The 19,036-nt window shown below is 72.4% G+C and carries 17 protein-coding genes and 1 pseudogene; all 18 read right to left on the bottom strand.

What is annotated here, in order from left to right:
- Window positions 1-5: 5 nt before the first annotated feature.
- The 18 genes and pseudogenes from TU30_RS18905 to TU30_RS18820 all read right to left on the bottom strand — a co-directional run bounded on the left by TU30_RS18905 (window position 6) and on the right by TU30_RS18820 (window position 18,785).
- A complete protein-coding gene (locus TU30_RS18905) occupies window positions 6-128 on the bottom strand; it encodes a DUF6126 family protein (RefSeq protein WP_042171588.1) in 123 nt (40 codons plus the stop codon).
- Window positions 125-748, bottom strand: a complete 624-nt coding sequence (locus TU30_RS18900; RefSeq protein WP_042171587.1) for a helix-turn-helix domain-containing protein — start codon at window positions 746-748, stop codon at window positions 125-127. Before TU30_RS18900 ends, TU30_RS18905 begins: the two co-directional genes overlap by 4 nt.
- Before the next feature lie 67 nt (window positions 749-815).
- Entirely contained in the window at window positions 816-2,252 is a 1,437-nt protein-coding gene (locus TU30_RS18895) for an aspartate aminotransferase family protein (RefSeq protein ID WP_042171586.1), read from the bottom strand.
- 74 nt (window positions 2,253-2,326) lie between these two features.
- Window positions 2,327-2,797, bottom strand: a pseudogene (locus TU30_RS18890) (flavodoxin-dependent (E)-4-hydroxy-3-methylbut-2-enyl-diphosphate synthase); the annotation flags it as partial.
- A 4-nt stretch (window positions 2,798-2,801) separates the two neighbouring features.
- Complete coding sequence (gene hpnH / locus TU30_RS18885; protein WP_042171584.1) at window positions 2,802-3,824, bottom strand: adenosyl-hopene transferase HpnH; 1,023 nt, start codon at window positions 3,822-3,824, stop codon at window positions 2,802-2,804.
- Between the two features lie 5 nt (window positions 3,825-3,829).
- Window positions 3,830-4,471: a 1-hydroxy-2-methyl-2-butenyl 4-diphosphate reductase gene (locus TU30_RS18880; RefSeq protein WP_042171583.1), complete on the bottom strand. Its 642-nt coding sequence runs from the start codon at window positions 4,469-4,471 to the stop codon at window positions 3,830-3,832.
- Complete coding sequence (shc, locus tag TU30_RS18875) at window positions 4,471-6,546, bottom strand: squalene--hopene cyclase (RefSeq protein WP_042171582.1); 2,076 nt, start codon at window positions 6,544-6,546, stop codon at window positions 4,471-4,473. Before shc ends, TU30_RS18880 begins: the two co-directional genes overlap by 1 nt.
- 118 nt (window positions 6,547-6,664) lie before the next feature.
- Window positions 6,665-7,729: a polyprenyl synthetase family protein gene (locus TU30_RS18870; RefSeq protein ID WP_078878358.1), complete on the bottom strand. Its 1,065-nt coding sequence runs from the start codon at window positions 7,727-7,729 to the stop codon at window positions 6,665-6,667.
- 71 nt (window positions 7,730-7,800) lie between these two features.
- On the bottom strand, window positions 7,801-9,354 hold the full coding sequence (gene hpnE, locus TU30_RS18865) for a hydroxysqualene dehydroxylase HpnE (RefSeq protein WP_360619228.1): 1,554 nt from the start codon (window positions 9,352-9,354) through the stop codon (window positions 7,801-7,803).
- Window positions 9,355-9,406: 52 nt separating this feature from the next.
- Window positions 9,407-10,357: a presqualene diphosphate synthase HpnD gene (gene hpnD, locus TU30_RS18860; protein ID WP_042171577.1), complete on the bottom strand. Its 951-nt coding sequence runs from the start codon at window positions 10,355-10,357 to the stop codon at window positions 9,407-9,409.
- Window positions 10,354-11,277, bottom strand: coding sequence for a squalene synthase HpnC (hpnC, locus tag TU30_RS18855; RefSeq protein WP_042171575.1), 924 nt, complete (start codon window positions 11,275-11,277; stop codon window positions 10,354-10,356). Before hpnC ends, hpnD begins: the two co-directional genes overlap by 4 nt.
- 367 nt (window positions 11,278-11,644) lie before the next feature.
- Complete coding sequence (locus TU30_RS18850; protein WP_042171574.1) at window positions 11,645-12,433, bottom strand: ABC transporter ATP-binding protein; 789 nt, start codon at window positions 12,431-12,433, stop codon at window positions 11,645-11,647.
- On the bottom strand, window positions 12,426-13,361 hold the full coding sequence (locus TU30_RS18845) for an ABC transporter permease (RefSeq protein WP_042171572.1): 936 nt from the start codon (window positions 13,359-13,361) through the stop codon (window positions 12,426-12,428). The genes TU30_RS18850 and TU30_RS18845 overlap by 8 nt, the downstream gene beginning before the upstream one ends.
- A 98-nt stretch (window positions 13,362-13,459) precedes the next feature.
- A complete protein-coding gene (locus tag TU30_RS18840) occupies window positions 13,460-14,344 on the bottom strand; it encodes a glycosyltransferase family 2 protein (RefSeq protein ID WP_042171570.1) in 885 nt (294 codons plus the stop codon).
- 5 nt (window positions 14,345-14,349) lie between these two features.
- Complete coding sequence (locus TU30_RS18835) at window positions 14,350-15,129, bottom strand: CDP-alcohol phosphatidyltransferase family protein (RefSeq protein ID WP_078878366.1); 780 nt, start codon at window positions 15,127-15,129, stop codon at window positions 14,350-14,352.
- Window positions 15,107-16,168, bottom strand: a complete 1,062-nt coding sequence (locus TU30_RS18830; RefSeq protein ID WP_042171567.1) for an iron-containing alcohol dehydrogenase family protein — start codon at window positions 16,166-16,168, stop codon at window positions 15,107-15,109. Before TU30_RS18830 ends, TU30_RS18835 begins: the two co-directional genes overlap by 23 nt.
- Window positions 16,156-16,908, bottom strand: a complete 753-nt coding sequence (locus tag TU30_RS18825) for a sugar phosphate nucleotidyltransferase (RefSeq protein WP_042171566.1) — start codon at window positions 16,906-16,908, stop codon at window positions 16,156-16,158. Before TU30_RS18825 ends, TU30_RS18830 begins: the two co-directional genes overlap by 13 nt.
- On the bottom strand, window positions 16,905-18,785 hold the full coding sequence (locus TU30_RS18820) for a DUF5941 domain-containing protein (RefSeq protein ID WP_042171565.1): 1,881 nt from the start codon (window positions 18,783-18,785) through the stop codon (window positions 16,905-16,907). Before TU30_RS18820 ends, TU30_RS18825 begins: the two co-directional genes overlap by 4 nt.
- Window positions 18,786-19,036 lie beyond the last annotated feature (251 nt).

Genomic DNA, 19,036 nt, shown 5'->3' with positions numbered 1-19,036 from the left:
GGGGGCTACGCCTTCGCGCCCAGCTCGAAGAGCAGGTAGACGAAGGCCGCGAAGAGGTGACCCACCACGACGTAGATGAACAGCCTCACCCACAGGGCGCGGGGGAACTTCTCCTCCATGTCTTTCATGACACGTCTCCAGGGGTGGGGCCCAGGCACAGGGCGGCCGTGGGACTCTGCAGCAGGGTGTGGACGAACAGCAGCTCGACCCCGTCGGGGTCCTCGGCGGCGATACGGTGCGGGGTCAGCGAGTCGAAGTGCGCGCTGTCGCCCGGTACGAGGCGGTGCAGGGTCTCCCCGAGGCGCAGCCGCAGCCGCCCTCCGAGGACGTACAGCCACTCCTCGCCGGGGTGGACCCGCACGATGTCGCCCTGGGACCCCTCCGGGACCTGGACCCGCAGGGCCTGCATCCCGCGCCCGGGGGAGCCGGCCTGCCGGTAGGTCCAGCCACCGGCCGTGGTCGGCTCCATGTCGGCGGCGCGCACCACGGCTTCACGGCCTGCGGCGGTCTCACCGAGCAGTTCGGAAACCGTCGTACCGTAGACGCGGGCGAGGGAGAGCAGCGTCGGCAGCGATGGCTGGCGCTGTCCGGTCTCCAGCCGGGAGAGGTGCGCGGGCGACAGTCCCGCGTCGCGGGCGGCGGCCTCCAGCGTCAGGGAGGCCCGACGCCTGAGGGCGCGCAGCTGCGGGGCGACCGCGGGGAGCGCGTCGGCCGGTTCGGCCGACGGCCCGGCCTCGGGAGAGCTCATGACTCCATTCAGCCGCACTCTTGCCCGGGGGGCAAATTTCTTGCCTCACGGACAAAAAACGCCGTCCTCACCGGTCGGCGACCGTCTGCCTCACCAGTGTCCTGCCGAACTCCCACACCAGACCACCCTCATGGGCATCGTCCATGACCGCGGTGAAGGCGTCCACGAAGCGGTCCACCTCCCGCTCGCCGATGATCAGCGGCGGGATCAGCTTGATCACCTCCAGGTGGTCGCCGGAGACCTGGGTGAGGATCCTGTGCTTCTGCAGCAGCGGGACGACCACCATCTGCGCGAAGAGCCCCTTGCGTGCGGCCTGCAGCATGGCCCAGCGGCCGCGCAGCTTCAGCGACCGCGGCCGGCCGAACTCGATGCCGATCATCAGGCCCCGGCCACGGACGTCGGCGAGCAGCTCGTACGTGTCGACGAGGGCCGCGAGCCGGGACCGCAGCAGCTCCCCGGTGGCCCGGGCGTTCGCGACGACCTGTTCGTTCTCCATGACCGACAGCACCGCGAGGCCGGCCGCCATGGCCTGGGCGTTGCCCCCGAAGCTGGCCGAGTGGACCAGCACCCGGTCCATCGACGAGTAGACCTTGCGGAAGATCCAGTCCTTGCCGAGCGTGGCCCCCACCGGCACGTAGCCGCCGGAGAGCGCCTTGGCCACGCACACCAGGTCCGGTTCGACCCCTTCCTCGTGCTGGTAGGCGTAGAAGTCGCCGGTCCGTCCGAGTCCGGTCTGCACCTCGTCGGCGATCAGCAGCGCCCTGTGCCGGTGCAACAGCTCCTGGGCGGCGCGCAGATAGCCGGGCGGGGCCGCGTGCACGCCCTTGCCCTGGACGGGTTCCACGATGAGGGCGGCGACGTCCCCCCTGGCCAGTTCCCTTTCCAGCGCGTCCGGATCGCCGAGGGGTACGGCCGTGTCGGGCAGCAGGGGGGCGAATCCGTCCCGGAACCCGGACTCGCCGTTGACGGACAGGGAACCCGCGGTCAGCCCGTGGAAGGCGTGCGCGCAGTACAGGACGCGGGGCCTGCCGGTGGCGTACCGGGCGAACTTCAGCGCGGTCTCGACCGCCTCCGTGCCGCTGTTGCCGAAGAACACCCGGTCCAGGTGAGGGCTGTGGGTGAGCAGTTCCTCGGCCAGCAGTCCGGGCAGCGGCGGGCAGTCGAAGCGGGTGAGGTCGGCGAGCGAGGAGTCGAGGACGTCGTGCAGTGCCTTGCGGACCACGGGGTGGTGGCGGCCCAGGCCCATCACCCCGAATCCGGCGAGCATGTCCAGGTGGTCGTGGCCGTCCGCGTCCCAGAGGTGTGCGCCCTCGGCACGTGTGTAGACCTTGTCGAATCCGATGGTGTGCAGCATGCGCGGGAGCTGGTGGTTGAGGTGTCTGGTGTGCAGCTCGTAGCGCTCGGCCCCGCGCTCGGCCAGCAGTGCGCCGAGGTCGAAGTCCCCGGCCGCCCGTGACGGCTCCGACGGCTCCGACGGCTCCGGGGCGGACTCCGCGTTGGTCATGGCTGTTCCTCCCGTCGCTCCCGTGGTTCCCGTCGCCCCCACGGCTCCCGCTGTTTCCCTGACGGTCCGGTCCGGAGCCGCCGCTCCTGTCCCACGGCCGGGCCCACGCCGATCCGGATCGGCGTGCCGTGGTACCCGGCCGCCCTCGCGGTCCACTTCACCTCGTCGTCGAACTGCTTGGTGGTGCCCGGGCCCACCCGCACCGCCGCACAGCCCGCCCCGATCGCCGCGGACACGTCCTTCGGCCGGAAGCGGAGGTCCGCGGCCACCGGAATCCGCGACCTCCGCGCGATCGTCGCCGGCGCGTCCGCGTCGTCCCTCGTCGGACACGAGCCCCGCACGATCCGACACCCCGACGCCGTCAGCTCCGCGATCTGCCGCAACGCCGCCCCGATGTCCGACGTACGCGTCGTCGTCATCGACTGCACCGACACCGACGCGCCCCCGTCCACCGCCACCGGCCCGACCTGGATCCGCCGGCTCCCGCGCCGCGGGGCGAGCGGCCGAACCGGCACCTCGGGGACCCCGAGGGCGACAGCCGTCATGGCGTCACTGCCTGTTTCCCGGGACCGTCTCGCGCAGGGCGCGCAGCGACTCCTTCAGGGACCCCATGGTGGCGAGGACGGCGGTGGGTTCGTAACCGCAGTGCGCCATGCAGTTGGCGCAGCGCGGGTCCTTGCCGCGGCCGTACCTGTCCCAGTCGGTCTCCTCGATCAGTTCCCGGTACGTCGGCACGTAGCCGTCGCTCATCAGATAGCAGGGGCGCTGCCAGCCGAAGAGCGAGTAGTTCGGGATCGCCCACGCGGTGCACGGGAAGTCGACCCTGCCCTCGAGGAAGTCCAGGAACAGGGGCGAGTGGTTGAGTCGCCAGCGACGGCGGTTGCCCCCGGCGAACGCCTTCCTGAACAGCTCGCGGGTCTGCTCCACACCGAGGAAGTGCTCCTGGTCGGGGGCCTTCTCGTAGGCGTAGGCGGGCGAGATCATCATCTCGTCGACCTCGAGGTCGTCGTTGAGGTAGTTGAGCACCTCGATGACGGTCTGCGGGGTGTCGGTGTTGAAGAAGGTCGAGTTGGTGGTGACCCGGAAGCCGCGCCGCTTGGCTTCCTTGATGGCGGCCACCGCCTCGTCGAACACGCCCTCCTTCGCGACGGACTCGTCGTGCCGCTCGCGCAGCCCGTCGATGTGCACGGCGAACGCGAAGTACGGCGACGGGGTGAACCTGTCCATCTTCCTGCGCAGCAGCATGGCGTTGGTGCACAGGAACACGTACCTGCGCCGTGCCACCAGCTGGCGCACGATCTCGTCGATCTGAGGGTGCATCAGCGGTTCACCGCCGGCGATCGACACCATCGGCGCCCCGGACTCCAGCACCGCGCCCACGGCCTGCGCGACCGGCATGCGCTGCTTGAGCACCCCGGCCGGGTGCTGGATCTTCCCGCAGCCCTCACAGGCCAGGTTGCAGGCGAAGAGCGGTTCCAGCTCGACGATCAGCGGAAACTTGTCCCGTCGGCGGAGTTTCTGTTCGGCCAAGTATGTGGCGACCTTGACGGACTGGCGCAGCGGCATGGCCATCTGGCTCACCTCCCAGGGAGCAGCAAGGAACGGTGCCATTCGAGATACGCGGGAAGAACGGAACGAAGGGCGCGGAAAGCCGATATTCCACCGCGTACCGTGCCGATCCGGACCAGTTCATGTTCAGGAGCGTCCACGACCACCCGTACGGCCGCAACCGGGCGCGCACCCGCGCGGACGGCGCTCAGGAGCGTGGCAGCGGACTCCATGTCGACCGCGATCGCGCCGGTGGTGAGCAGTTCGGGCCGTTCGTGTCCGCGGACCACGTGCCCGGAACCGGTGAGCGGCCCGGTGTGGACGGTGCGCCCCGGCGCGACGCGCGCCAGTTCCTTCGCCAGCAGGTCGGTTCCGACGCACGGCACGCTGCCGCGCGGGTCACGGGTCTCCCGGGCGACCACCAGGTCGCCCGGGTGCATCCCGGGGGCCAGCCCGGCGCAGAATCCGGTGGCCAGCACGGCGGCGTCACGCAGCGCCGGACCGGCGAGCGCCCGGGTGACGGAGCGCTCGGCGGCCGCCGGCCCGATACCCGTGCGCAGGACGGTGACCGGATCACCGGCGCCGCCGTGGCCTCTGCCGCGCAGGGCGAGCCGCTCGATGCCGAGCGCGCAGGCGATCAGCAGCGGCACCGGGGCCGCCCGGGGGCTCATCAGCTGCCTGTCGCCTCGGCCAGCCGCTGCCGCTGTGCACCGGCGTCCGCCTCCGGCTGTACGACCGACACCTCCGCCGGCACCGCCGTCGGCGTCTTGGCGAACGGCTCCCCGTTCACGTACCGGCCGAGCGCGGTGAGCGGGAAGACCTGCCGGTAGAGGTGGTAGTTGATGGAGAAGTCCCAGGGGAAGCCCGTGCCGGTGAAGTAGGGCTCGTCCCAGGAGCCGTCCTCGTGCTGGGTGGCCGCCAGCCAGGCGATGCCGCGTTCCACGGCCGCGGACTTCTTCTCGCCGGCCGCCAGCAGGGCCATCAGCGCCCACCCGGTCTGCGAGGCGGTCGAGGCACCCTTTCCGCTCCACTCGCGGGAGTCGCGGTAGGAGCGCAGGTCCTCGCCCCAGCCCCCGTCGTCGTTCTGGACCGACTCCAGCCAGGCCACGGCCCGTCGGATCGACGGGTGCGAGCCGGGGAGGCCGGCGGCGACCAGCGCCGGCACCACGGACCCGGTGCCGTAGAGGTAGTTGACGCCCCAGCGTCCGAACCACGAGCCGTCCGGTTCCTGTTCGGCGAGCAGCCAGCGGATGCCGCGCCGGGTGCGCGGGTCGTGGGCGAGCCCTTCGACGGCGAGCATCTCCACCACGTGCGCGGTGACATCGGCCGACGGTGGGTCGATGACCTCGCCGAAGTCGCAGAACGGCAGCCGGTTGGGGAACGGGCTGGTGTTGTCGACGTCGAAGGCGCCCCAGGCGCCGTTGCGGGACTGCATGCCGAGGTTCCAGCGGACCCCGCGGCCGACGGCGTTGTCCACGCGCTCCGGGTCGTGGTGCTTGACCCGGCGGAGCGCGAGGACCACCTCGGCGGTGTCGTCGATGTCGGGGTAGTTGTCGTTGTGGAACTCGAACGCCCAGCCGCCCGGTGGGAGTCCCGGTCTGCGTACCGACCAGTCGCCGGGCCGTACGACCTGTTCGCCGAGCATCCAGTCGGCGGCCCTGACCAGTTGGGGGTGGTCGGCGGGCAGGCCGGCGTCGGCGAGGGCGATGGTGGCCAGGCAGGTGTCCCACACCGGGGACTGGCAGGCCTCGATCATCCGGGCACCGTCCTCGCGCCACACGGCGAACCGGTCGAGGGAGTCCAGTCCGGCACGCATCACCGGGTGGTTCAGGTCGTAGCCGAGCAGGTGCAGCGCGATGACGGAGTACACGGCGGGCGGCTGGATGCCGCCCCAGCAGCCGTCGTTCTCCTGCCGCTCGATGATCCAGCGGGCCGCGGCGTTCATCGCCGCCCCGCGCAGTCGGCTCGGGACGGCCCGGCGCAGCGCGTGCAGGCCCTTGTCGAGCCGCTGGAAGACGCCGTCCCAACTGGCCGCCGGTGCCATCCGTCCGGGAGGGCGGGGACGGGCCGGGTCGGTGTGCAGTTCGTCGAGCGGGAAGGGGGCGGGCCGTACCGGCCGCTTGGCGGAGACGATCGTCAGCGGGACGATGGTCTGGCGGGCCCAGCAGCCGAAGTCGTAGATGTTGAGCGGCGCCCAGGACGGGAACCAGATCAGCTCGGGCGGAAGTTCGGGCAGGTCCTCCCACTTCCACCAGCCGAACAGGGCCAGCCAGATCCGGGTGAAGACCCGGGAGGCGGCGATCCCGCCCCGGCCGCGGACCCAGGCGGCGGCGCGCGCCATGTGCGGGGCGTCCGGCGCGTCACCGGCCAGCCGCAGGGCGACGTACGCCTCGATGGTGGCGGAGAGGTCGCCGGGCCCGCCGTGGAAGGTGGCCCAGGTGCCGTCCGCGCGCTGCTCGCTTCGGACGAACAGGGCGGCGGCACGGGCGGTCTCCTCCTCGAGGATGCCGAGGAACTGACGCAGCAGCAGGTCCTCGGCATCCATCGTGACGTTGGTCTCGAGGTCCCCCTTCCACCAGCCCTGGGCGTCCTGGCGGGACAGCAGGAACTCGGTGGCGCGCCGCATGGCGCCGGCGGCGATGTCGGGTCCCCCGGTCGCCACGGGGATGTCGGTGTCGGTGTCGCTGGCCGCGGCCACCGAGGACGGCCACGCCGCCCCGGTGCTTCCGTCGGTCGTCGCTGTCATGGCTTCCCCTTCGTGCAGTCCTGCAATGTGTGCGTCTGCTGTGGGTCCGCCGTCGGCCGGTGCCTGCTCCCCGCAACACCGGCCGGCGACTACGCGAGGGCTATTCGACCGATAGTGATCATCTCTTTCGTACGACGACGAAGTCCGCGAGCGCCGTGAACTGCTCCCGCACCCTGTCGGGCATGTCGACGGCGTCGAGGGCCTCGATGGCGATGGTGTGCTGGCGACGCGCTTCCTCGGCGGTCCACTCCCGTCCGCCGGCCTGATCGATGAGGGCCGCGCGGGCCGCGAACTCCTCCTCGGAGAAGGTGGCGAAGTCGCTGCTGCCGGCGTCGGCGGCGAGGATCCCCGCGAGCTGCTCGGAGGCCGGGCCGCCCGCGGCGAGCGCCGCCACGACGGGGAGGGACTTCTTGCGCTGGCGCAGATCGCTCCAGGTCTGCTTGCCGGTGGCAGCCGGGTCGCCCCAGATGCCGAGGAGGTCGTCGACGGCCTGGAAGGCCAGCCCGAGGTGGTAGCCGTACTTCTCCAGGGTGTCGGCGGTGCGCGCGTCGGCGCCGCCGAGCACGGCGCCGACGGAGCTGGCGCAGGCGAGCAGGGCGCCGGTCTTGTTGCCCTCCATCTCCAGGCACTCCTCGACGCCGACGCGGTCGCGGTGCTCGTAGGAGATGTCCTGTGCCTGGCCGTCGATGAGGGCGCGGGTGGCGGTGGTCAGCCGGCGGGTGGCCCGGCCGGCCTCGACGGTGCCCAGCTCCAGCAGCACCTCGTTGGCGAGGGCGAACAGGGCGTCGCCGACGAGGATGGCCTGGGCGGGACCGTGCACCTTCCAGACGGTGTCGCGGTGCCTGCGCTGCTCGTCGCCGTCCATCAGGTCGTCGTGCAGCAGGGAGAAGTTGTGGACGAGTTCGACGGCGACGGCGCCCGGGACGCCGACCTCGGGGGCGGCACCGGTGACCTCGGCTGACAGCACGGCGAGCGCGGGGCGCACGGCCTTGCCGCCGTCGCCGTCCGCGGGCCTGCCCAGGGAGTCGATCCAGCCGAAGTGGTAGGCGGCGACGGTGTCCATGGGAGGCGCCAGGCGGCCGATGGCCGCCCGCAGTACCGGCATGGCCAGTGTCCTGCCGCGCTCCAGGAGCGCGGGCACGTCCGCCGCGGTCCTTCCAGCGGCCTTCGAGGCCGGGGGCACAGTGGGCACAGTCTCTCCTCTTGTTGCGGTACCGGGGGTGCGGGGGCCCGCCGCGGCGGGTGCGTCGGCGCTCACCGGAGTTCCCCTCGCACGGCGGGGCCCCGGGCGCCGCGGCCGGCTTCCCCGTCCCACGCGAAGAGGTGGCGGGGCCGTGGCCGGCCCAGGGCGCTCAGCGCGGCGTCCGCCGCGCCGACGCCGCTGCGGACCGCGCCCTCCATGGTCGCGGGCCACCCGGTGGCGGTCCACGCTCCGGCCAGGTACAGGCCGGGAACCTTGGTGCGGGCACCGGGCCTGAGCCGTCCGACGCCGGGAGTGGGGGCGAACGTCGCGGTGCGCTCCCGGGTGACGAAGAAGTCCCGCACGCCGGCGTCGCGGGCGCGCGGCAGCAGGCGTTCCAGTTCCGGCAGGTAGCGCTCGCGCAGCGCGGCCACGGGCTCGTCGATGTCGTGGTGGGCGACCGACTGCGACACGGCCAGGTACTGGCCCCGGCGCAGGCCGGAGGACCGGGTGCGGTCGAAGACCCACTGCACGGGGCTGCCGAGGGCGGCGAAGAACGGGCTGGTGAGCACGGTGCGGTCGTAGACGACGTGGAGGTTGAGGATCGGTGCGGTGCCGATGCCGAGCAGCCGCCCGGGATCGTCGAGCGCTCCGGCGGGCAGCAGGCCGTGCGTCTCGCGCTGGGGTACGGCGAGGACGACGGCGTCCGCGTCGAGGGTCCCGCCGGGGGCCCGGACGCTCCAGCCTCCGTCGCCGCGGGCGGTGACGGAGGTGACGCGGGTACGCACCTCGGTGCGGACCCCGGCAGAGTCGAGCGCCTTGCGGGCCAGCCCGTCGTGCAGGTCGCCCAGCGGGACATGGGCCCAGCCGATGTCGGCCGCACCCGGGTCGGACAGCAGGCCGGTCTTGAAGACCATCGCGGCCAGCGCCAGCGAGGCGTCGCCCGCGACCGCGTTGAGGGTGGCGACCCCCACCAGGTCCCACAGCGCCTCGACGGCGCGCGGCGACTGGCCGTGCGCGGCCAGCCAGCTGCCGAAGTCCTGGTCGTCGAGGGCGGGATCGGCGAGGTCGAGTCCCTTGAGCGCGAGCGCGGCGCGGCCCACACCCGCCCGTTCGGCGAGCGAGAGGTGCGGGTAGGCGGCGAGGCTGCGCCCCAGGTGGAGGGGGACGGGCAGCGGGTCGCGGCGCAGCCGGCCGAGCCGGCGTCCCGCGGGCCGGCCGGCGTCGATCACGGGCACGTCGAGACGGTTCTGCAGCGGTGCCAGGGCCGTGCCGTCGATCCGGTCGAGGAACCAGCGGTAGGCGGTGCAGCAGCGCAGGTAGACGTGCTGGCCGTTGTCGACGGTCAGGTCGCCGCGCTGGAAGGAGAAGGCGAGCCCGCCGAGCCGGGGGCGGCCTTCGAACAGGGTGACGCGCACGCCGGCGTCGGCGAGCGCGAGCGCGGCGGTGACGCCGGCGAGACCGCCACCGACCACGACGGCGTGCCGCCCCGCCGGTGCGTCGTCGGCGGTGAGCAGTTCCCCGGAACTGGTGACACGGGTCATGACGTGCCCTCCCCTGCCCGGCCGCCGTGCCGCCGGACCGGTGCGCGAAGAGCCCTCCCGGGAAGGGACGCGAGGCCGCGGCAAAGGGGTGCGCCCCGTGTGCCGGGGGCGCGACCGGGTGGGAGAGGTGCGTCCATCAGGCGCGCCTCCTGACGGTCCGCCGGGTGACGTGCCGGGTGTCCAGACCGGACAGGCCGCGCACCGCGACGTAGGCCTTCTCCCGTCCGGGCAGGGAGACCCGGCCGCGCAGCACGGCCTCGGGCTCGCGCTCGATGCGGTCGAGGAGGCGGCGGTAGATGCCGGCCATGGCGGCGACGCAGGCGCCGCTGCGCCGGTCGAGCATGGGCAGCAGCCGGTAGCCCTCGGCGAACAGGGCGCGGGCCCGGCGCACCTCGAAGTGGACGAGGCCGGCGAAGTCGGAGCCCTCCGGCGGGGTCGGCCCGCCGAACCCGGCCGAACAGCCGAACTTGGCGAGGTCGTCGGAGGGCAGATAGATGCGCCCGCCCTCGGCGTCCTCCCGGATGTCCCGGAGGATGTTGGTGAGCTGGAGCCCGAGCCCCAGGGTGTCGGCGTACTCGGGGGCGCGTTCGGCGCCCCGTGCGCCGGGTTCGGTGCCGAAGACGCCGAGGGAGACCCGCCCGATGGCGCCGGCCACACAGCGGCAGTAGGCCTTCAGGTCGTCCCAGGTTTCGTAGGTCTCGCCGCGCACGTCCATCTGGACGCCGTCGATCAGTTCGTCGAGGCCGCCGAGCGGGACCGGGAACTGCCGCGCGGTGTGGGCGAGGGCGACGGCCACCGGGTCGGTGTCGTCCTCGTCGACCGCGCCGTCCCGGACCCGGGTGAGCAGCGCCCGGGTGTCCTCGAGCCGGGCGACCTTGACGTCGTCCGCCAGCGCGCCGTCGCCGATGTCGTCGACACGGCGGGAGAACGCGTACAGCGCCGACATCGCGCGTCGCTTCGGCGGCGGCAGCAGCCGGATGCCGTAGGCGAAGTTCCGGGCCTGCTGTCCGGTGACGGCCTCGCAGTAGCTGTATGCGGCGAGTACCGGCGCCGATGTGTGTGTGTCCGACTCCACTGCCGGGATCACCCCTCTCCTCGCAGCGTCGTGCCGGCCTCGCGCAGCAGCCGGGCCTTGCCGGGCCTCGGCGGACCGGGAAGTACGTCGTACTCGGCGGCGGCGATCGCGCCCAGGGCCGCCCGTCCCCCTGCCACGAATCCTGCGAGCAGCAGCTTCACCCTGCCGTGGACGCTGCCCACCAGGGGGGCGCCCTCCTCGAGGAGCTCCCTGGCCCGCTGCGCCTGGAACGCGACCAGGGCGCGCACCGACGCGCCGGCGTGCGGCGCGGCGAGATCCGCCTCGTCCACGTGGAAGCGTTCCATGTCCTCGGCGGGCAGGTAGACGCGGTCGCGGCCGAGGTCCTCGGTGACGTCCTGGAGGTGCTCGACGATCTGGAGGGCGGTGCAGACCGCGTCGGAACGACGGATCCGCTCGGGGGTCGAGGTTCCGGTGACGCCGAGGACGAGGCGGCCGACCGGGTTGGCCGACAGCTCGCAGTAGGCGAGCAGGTCGTCGTAGGTCTCGTAGCGGCTGACGACCTGGTCCTGACGGTTGGCGGCGATCAGGCCGAGGAAGGGTCCGGGGGGCAGGCCGCGGCGGCGGACCGTCGGCTGGAGCCTGCGCAGCAGCGGATGGTGCGGGACCGCGTCGAAGACGCGGCGCAGATCCGCCTCGAAGGCGTCGAGCAGCGCCGTCCGGTCGGCCGCCCGGCCGGGGGCGACGCCGAGCAGCTCGGCGTCGGCACCGCCGGGGGCCAGGTCGCCGTCGCCGATGTCGTCGACGAGCCGGGCGTAGCCGTAGACCGCCATCAGGTCGTCGCGCCAGGCCCGGGGCAGGAAGAACGGCGCCACCGGGAAGTTCTCGGTGGCCGCCTTGTCCAGGGTGGCGCGCTCGGTGTCCAGAGGGGCGCCCCCGGGACCTGCCGGGCACACCGTGCCGGTTCGCGTCATCGCGGGCAGCCCTGGGCGGGGACGGCACATGCTGCGCTCAGCAGGGGAGTCTCCGTAGCCATTGCCGTCACATCTCCCGTTCTACACTGCCGACCCAATACGCACTATTTCGGACACGCCGCCCGTGTTTCCGCCCGACCGGGTCGCCGTTGGGTGTCGCGCGTTATGGCCCTGATTGCCGCCTTTAAGGACCGGTACAGCTTACGTTGTACAGCGCGGTACGGACCGCCGGGGTCTCCCCGCGCCTCGGAACAACGAACCGGTCCGTGTCAGGATTCCTGCACACGGCAGGAGTTGACGTTTCCTTTGCAGACGTCCGCCCCTCTCGGCCGGTTCCGGCCGCAGGGGTGTGGGCAGGCGGCCCCGGCTACTTGGCGGTGAACTTCTCGTACTCCTTGAGTACCTCGTCCGTCGGGCCGTCCATGCGCAGTTCGCCGCGCTCCAGCCACAGCACGCGGTCGCAGGTGTCACGGATCGACTTGTTGTTGTGGCTGACCAGGAAGACGGTGCCGGCCTCCTTGCGCAGTTCCCGGATGCGCGCCTCGGAGCGCTTCTGGAACTTGCGGTCGCCGGTGGCCAGCGCCTCGTCGATCATCAGGACGTCGTGGTCCTTGGCCGCCGCGATGGAGAAGCGGAGCCGGGCCGCCATGCCGGAGGAGTAGGTGCGCATCGGCAGGGTGATGAAGTCGCCCTTCTCGTTGATGCCGGAGAAGTCGACGATCTCCTGGTAGCGCTGCCGGATCTGCTCGCGGGACATGCCCATGGCGAGCCCGCCGAGTACGACGTTCCGCTCGCCCGTCAGGTCGTTCATCAGGGCGGCGTTGACGCCGAGCAGGGAGGGCTGGCCGTCGGTGTAGACCTTGCCCTTCTCCGCGGGCAGCAGGCCGGCGATGGCCCGCAGCAGGGTCGACTTGCCGGAGCCGTTGGAGCCGATCAGGCCGATCGCCTCGCCCCGGTGGGCGACGAAGGAGACCCCGCGCACCGCGTGCACCTTGCGCACACCCCGCGCCTCGTCGTCCTTGCCCCGCCGTATCATCCGGCTGAGCGCCGCCGTGGCGCTGCCGCGGCCGCCGCGCACACCGTTGACGCGGTAGACGATGTGCAGGTCGTCCGCGACGACGGTGGGGATGTGTGTGTCCGTCCTCCGGTCAGCCACGGCCGTACCTCTCCTCGGCCTTCCAGAAGTAGATGAAGCCGATCACGCCGGCCAGCAGCGCCCAGCCCAGCGCGAACGCCCACACGTGGGCGGGCAGGTACGAGGAGCCGTAGCCGTCGATCAGCGCGAAGCGGACCAGGTCCATGTAGACCGCGGCGGGATTCAGCTGCAGGACGTCGGCGAGCCAGTGGGGGACGTCCTTGTCGGCGAGCATCGCCGGGATGCTGAACATGACGCCCGAGGCGTACATCCAGGTGCGCAGCACGAACGGCATCAGCTGGGCCAGGTCCGGCGTGCTGCTGCCGAGGCGCGCGAAGATCAGCGCGAGGCCGGTGTTGAAGACGAACTGGAGCAGCAGCGCGGGGACGACCAGCAGCCAGGACAGGGCGGGCATGCTGCCGAACGCCATCACCACGACGACCAGGACGATCATCGAGAACAGCAGCTGCTGGAGCTGCTGCAGCGCGAACGAGACGGGCAGCGCGGCCCGCGGGAAGTGCAGGGCCCGCACCAGGCCGAGGTTGCCGGAGATGGCCCGCACCCCGGCGAGGACCGAGCTCTGCGTGAACGTGAACACGAACACGCCCGTCACCAGGAACGGGACGTAGACGTCGCTCGGAATGCCCCGGCGGGCGCCCAGCAGCAGGCCGAAGATGAAGAAGTACACGGCCGCGTTCAGCAGCGGCGTGGCCACCTGCCACAGCTGGCCGAGCTTGGCCTGGCTGTACTGCGCGGTCAGCTTCGCCCGGGAGAAGGTGAGGATGAAGTGCCGGCGTCCCCAGAGCTGCCGGACGTATTCGACGAGCGACGGCCGGGCGCCGCTCACCGTCAGTCCGTACTTGGCGGCGAGCTCGGCCGCCGTGAGGCCGTCGTCGGGCGGCCCGGGTGCGCCGACCGCGACCGGGCCGTCGTGCGTTGTCTCACTCACTGGTGAAAGCTTTCCCTCTTCGAGATGCCCGGCCCGTACGGACCGGGCATGCGCCGGGAGGCCTGGGTGCGGCCCCGATGGTCCCGGACACGAGCTTGTCAGATGACAGGGGGCCGGCCCAGCCGGGTCAGCCGCCACACCGTACGCCACTTCATGGGCCGGCGAGGACCGCTGGGGGTGGTCCAGCCCTCCCGGAAACCGCCGAACCAGGCCTTGAGGGCCGGGCGCGAGGGTCTGCGGAGCAGGGTGAGCAGCATCCAGGCGCCCAGGTAGAGGGGGACCAGGAGCGCGGGAAGGTTGCGGCGGGCCAGCCAGACGCGGTTGCGGGCGACCATGCGGTGGTAGACCGCGTGCCGCGAGGGGGCGGTGGTCGGGTGGTACAGCACCATGTCGGACCGGTAGTCGATCATCCAGCCGGCGTCGAGCGCCCGCCAGGCCAGGTCGGTCTCCTCGTGTGCGTAGAAGAACGCGTCGGGCAGGCAGCCGACGTCGGCGAAGACCCGGGTGCGTACGGCGTTGGCGCCACCGAGGAAGGTGGTCACCCTCGAGGAGCGCATCGGGTCGGCGGCGCGCAGCCGGGGCACGTGGCGGCGCTGGGTGCTGCCGGTGTCCGGGTCGGCGATGCGGAAGCTGATGATGCCGAGCTCCGGGTCGGCGGTGAACGCCTGGCGGCACAGCTCGGCCGTGTCGTGCTGCGCCAGGAGGCCGTCGTCGTCGAGGAACAGCAGGATGTCGACGTCCTGGCCGTTCGGGCCGAACGCCTCGATGCCGACGTTGCGGCCGCCGGGGATGCCGAGGTTCTCCGGCAGCTCGACGGTGCGCACGCCGTCGGGGACCTCCGGGACGGGCGAGCCGTTGCCGACGACGACGGCCCGGACCGGTTCGCCGTCCTGCTTGGCGACCGAGTCGAGCAGGGCGCGCAGCTCGTCGGGGCGGTTGCCCATGGTGATGATCACCGCGCCGACCTTGAGGGAGGACCCCATCGCGGTCACCTCAGCCTGCTGGAGGCGAGGACGGACACCAGGTGCAGCAGGGTCTGCAGCAGGGCTATCCCGGCGAGGACGGCGACACCCAGGCGGGTGAAGAACAGGTCGCCCCGGGCTGTGTCGACGATCGCGAGGACCACGATCAGCAGCGACGCCTCCATGCCGAGGATCAGCCGGTGGAACTTCAGGGCTCCGGCGGCACGGCGGGCGAGCGCCATGCCGGAGGAGCGCGGCTCGGCGGCGGCCTCCTTGACCGGCGGGAGTCCGCCCTGGTGCCGGGCCACGCCGACCAGGTCGGTCTCGGCCTTGATCAGGATGGCGCCGAGGGCGGCCAGGGTGCCGAGGAAGGCCCAGAGCCAGTCGATGCGGCCGGTGCCCCACAGGTCGGCGGCGCGCAGGCCGAACCCGACGAGGACGGCCGCGTCGCACAGGTAGGCGCCGACCCGGTCGAGGTAGACCCCGCTGAGCGAGAACTGCTGCTTCCAGCGGGCGACCTCGCCGTCCACGCAGTCGAGCAACAGGTACAGCTGCACCATGACCAGGCCGAGGACCGCGCCCGTGATCCCCGGCACCAGCAGGGCCGGGGCGGCGAGGACGCCGAAGACGGTCATCAGATACGTGAGCTGGTTGGGCGTGACCCTGGTGTTCACCAGGTAGCGGTCCACCCGCAGGGACACCTCACGCATGTAGAGGCGTCCCATCCAGTGCTCACCGCTGCGCCGGTCCTTCACCCCCGCGGGGTGGACGACCGGACGGAGTTCAGCTACCGATGGCCTTGACATAGTCGGCGTAGACGTCCTTGATCTGTTCGGTCTTCAGGTCGAGATGTTCGAGAATCGTGAAGCGGCCGGGGCGGGTCTCGGGGGCGAATTCGACGACTTTGACGAACTCCTCCGCCGTGAAGCCGATCTCCTGAGGCAGTACCGGCAGTCCGTGCCGGCGCAGTACTCCGGCCATGTACGCCGACTCGTCGTGCGCGCCGCGCAGGTACATGGCGAAGGCCGCGCCCAGGCCGCACTGCTCTCCGTGGGCGGCGGCCCGCTTGGGGTAGAGCAGGTCGAAGGCGTGGTTGATCTCGTGGCAGGCCCCGGAGGACGGCCGCGAGTCGCCGGACACCGACATGGCGATGCCGCTGAGGACCAGTGCCTCGGCGAGCACCTGGAGGAAGTCGTTGTCTCCGATGCCTCCGGGGTGGCGCAGCACGGACTCGCCGGCCTGCCGGGCCATGGCGGCGGCGAGCCCGTCGATCCGCTCGCCCTTGACCCGGTTGGCCAGCTCCCAGTCCGCGATGGCGGAGATGTTGGAGACGGCGTCGCCGATCCCCGCGCGCACGAAGCGCACCGGGGCGTCCCGGATGATGTCGAGGTCGATGACGACCGCGATCGGGTTCGGCACGCCGTAGGAGCCGCGGCCGGCGTCGTTGTCGAGGGTGGCGACGGGCGAGCACAGGCCGTCGTGCGCGAGGTTCGTCGGTACGGCGACCAGGGGGAGGCCGACGCGTGCCGCGGCGAACTTGGCGCAGTCGATGATCTTGCCGCCGCCGAGTCCGACGATCGCGTCGTAGTGACCGGCCTTTATGGCGCCGGCCAGCCGGACCGCGTCGTCGAGGGTGCCGCCGCCGACCTCGTACCAGGTGGCGCCGGGCAGCGACGGGGAGAGCCGCTCGCGGAGTCCGGCGCCGGAGCCGCCGCTGACGGCGACGGCGAGGCGGCCCGACTGCGCGATGCGCTCGTCGGCGAGGACCCCGGCCAGGTCGTCGAGGGCACCGGGGCGGATGTCGACGACGAGCGGGGAGGGGATGAGCCGGGTCAGTACTGGCATGCGATCTCCCGTCCACGGGCGAGATCGTCGTGGTTGTCGATCTCCACCCAGTCGACGTCGCCGATCGGCGCCACGTCGATCCGGAAGCCGCGGTTCACCAGTTCCTGGTAGCCGTGCTCGTAGAACTGCTGCGGGTCGGTCTCCCACACGGTCTTCAGCGCGTCGGCCAGTGCGGGGGCGGCGTCGCCCTCGATGAGGGTGACGCCGATGTACTCGCCGGTGGCCTCGGCGGGGTCCATCAGCTTGGTGATCGTCGTCATGCCCTTGCCGGGGTCGACGACGACCTTCATCTCCTCGTCCGCGAGGGACTTCACGGTGTCGAGGGCGAGGATGATCCTCTTGCCGTCGCCGCGGGCGGCGAGCAGCGTCCTCTCGACGGAGACCGGGTGCACGGTGTCGCCGTTGGCGAGGATCACGCCGTCCTTGAGTGCGTCACGGCCGCACCACAGGGAGTAGGCGTTGTTCCACTCCTCGGCCTTGTCGTTGTCGATGAGGGTGAGCTTGAGGCCGTACTTCCGCTCCAGGGCCGCCTGGCGCTCGTACACGGCCTCCTTGCGGTAGCCGACGATGACGGCGGCCTCGGTCAGGCCGATCTCGGCGAAGTTGCCGAGGGTGAGGTCCAGGACCGTCGGTTCGCCCTCTATGCCCGCGGGCCCCACCGGCACCAGCGCCTTGGGCAGGGTGTCGGTGTAGGGGCGCAGACGCCGTCCGGCGCCGGCCGCCAGCACGAGGCCGATCATGCGGGTTCTCCTTCATCGTGTACGGCGGGTGCTCCGCCCCGGTGGGCGGCCACCCAGAAGCGGATGCTCTCGAAGAGCACCAGCAGGGCCACGGCCACGGCGATCACCGTGAGCGCGACGGCGAACTGCGAGGCGGTGAGCAGGGCGGCCAGGACGACGACCGCCAGGGTGCGGCCTTCGTGTCCCGCGACCGCCCGCACCAGCCAGGGCGGGGGCGCGCCCGCGTCGCCGCGGATGCGGTAGACCGTGTCGTAGTGATGGTAGGCGACGGCGGCCACCAGGCCGTAGGCCGCCGGAAGCGCTCCGTTCACCCCGGCGCCTGCCGCCAGTGCCAGGACGGTGCCGTACTCGGCTGCGCGCAGGAACGGTGGGACCAGCCAGTCGAGGGGGCCCGTGAGGGGGCGGGCGACGGCCAGGGCGGAGGTCAGGACGTACAGGAGGGCGGCGAGGACGGGCCACGGTCCGCCGAAGCCGGTCAGCGCGGCCGCGGTGGTGACGGCGGCGCCGCCGAGCAGGGCGACGGCAGGGGCGGTGAAGCCCGGCAGGCGTCGCGCGGGGGCCTTCAGCGCCTGGGCGAGGCGTTCGGCGAGCGGCCCGGTGTCGGTGAGGTCCGCGAGGGCGCGCGCCGCGCGGTCGGTCCTGCGGGCCTTACGGGTCAGGGAGCGCAGGACGCGGCCGGCCGTGGTGTACGTCGCCGCGAAGGCGCAGCCGATCAGCAGGGCGCAGAAGGTGATGCGGGGGGTCGTGAGTGCCGTGAGGACCGCGATCATCGCCCAGCGCTCGCCGATCGGGAGGACGATCATGCGGCGCACCCAGACCGTCCAGCCGACGCTGTCGAGTCTGTCGGAGAGGGCGGCGGTGGGGCTGGTGTTGGCGGTGGCGGCCGTGCTGTCGGCGTTCGCCTCGTTGAAGGAGAAGTCCACGACGTGCCGACAGGTCTGCAGGACCATCGCGCCCAGGGCGAGGGCCCATACGTCGTCGCCGCCGCGGGCCGCGCCGAGCGCCAGGCCCGCGTAGTAGGCGTACTCCTTGGCGCGGTCGAAGGTGGCGTCGAGCCAGGCGCCGAGGGTGGAGTACTGCAGGGAGTAGCGGGCGAGCTGGCCGTCGGTGCAGTCCAGCACGAAGGAGGCGAGGAGCAGGGCGCCGGCGGCGACGAAGCCCGGGCGGGTGCCGGTGGCGGCGCAGGCGGCCGCTATGAGCGCGGTGATCAGGGAGGCGGTGGTGACCTGGTTGGGGGTCAGGCCGCGCCGGGCGCACCAGCGGGCGATGTAGCGGGAGTACGGGCTGATGCAGTAGGTGGTGAAGAAGCCGTCGCGGGCCTTGACGGCCGACTTCAGCCGGACGGCCTCGTCGTCGACGGCGGCGACGGACTGCCGGGCCTCGTTGCGGGCCTGGGGGCCGTCGGGCACGGTGGCGACGAGGCTGCCGAGGTCGGGGCGGTGCGGATCGCTGCCGTCGGCGCTCAGGGCGGTGACGATGCGGTCGGTGAGGGTGGTTCCGGCGGGCGCCGAAGTCCCGCCGGACGCGGTCCCACCGGCCTCGCCGGGCTCGGGGGAGGCGGCGGGCTCGGGGACCGCGGTGCTCTCGCGGGCCATCGCACGGGCCAGGGCCTGGCGGGCGGCCGGCTGGGCGGTGACGGCACCGGGGATCGCGGCGAGCGGGAAGCGGGGGTCGGTGAGGCCGAGGCGCAGCGCGTGCTCATGGCCCACGAACCGGGCGTCGACGACGGCGACCCGCTGACCGGTGGGCACCTCGGCGAGCAGGGCCCCGGCCTCCGCGGTGCCGGACGCGATCCGCACGTCGAAGCCGAGAGAACGCAGGTCCGCCTCGAGCGACGAACCCGGAACCGGCTGGCCGGTGAGGATGGCGGTCGACAACCGAATCTCACTCCCTGGAATGCCGACGTGTCCACGCCGGTCGTGTACATGGTGGGGGCGGCCGTACGGGGCCCCGGGCGGCATGTCGGCTGAGGCTAGCGGATGTCCCTGAGCCCGCGTTCACCGCCCGTTCGGCGGTTGGATCGTTGTGGTTCCACCTGCGTCCCTGCCGCGATCATCATCGGGGATAGCGGGGCCGGCCCACAAACCGCGCACCCAGAAGGGGCATCGGGGCGAATACGGGGCACCGC

Source organism: Streptomyces sp. NBRC 110035 (assembly GCF_000829695.1).
Classification (GTDB): domain Bacteria; phylum Actinomycetota; class Actinomycetes; order Streptomycetales; family Streptomycetaceae; genus Streptomyces.
The sequence above is the reverse complement of the archived record's forward strand: the minus strand, read 5'-3'. Positions and strand labels throughout refer to the sequence as shown.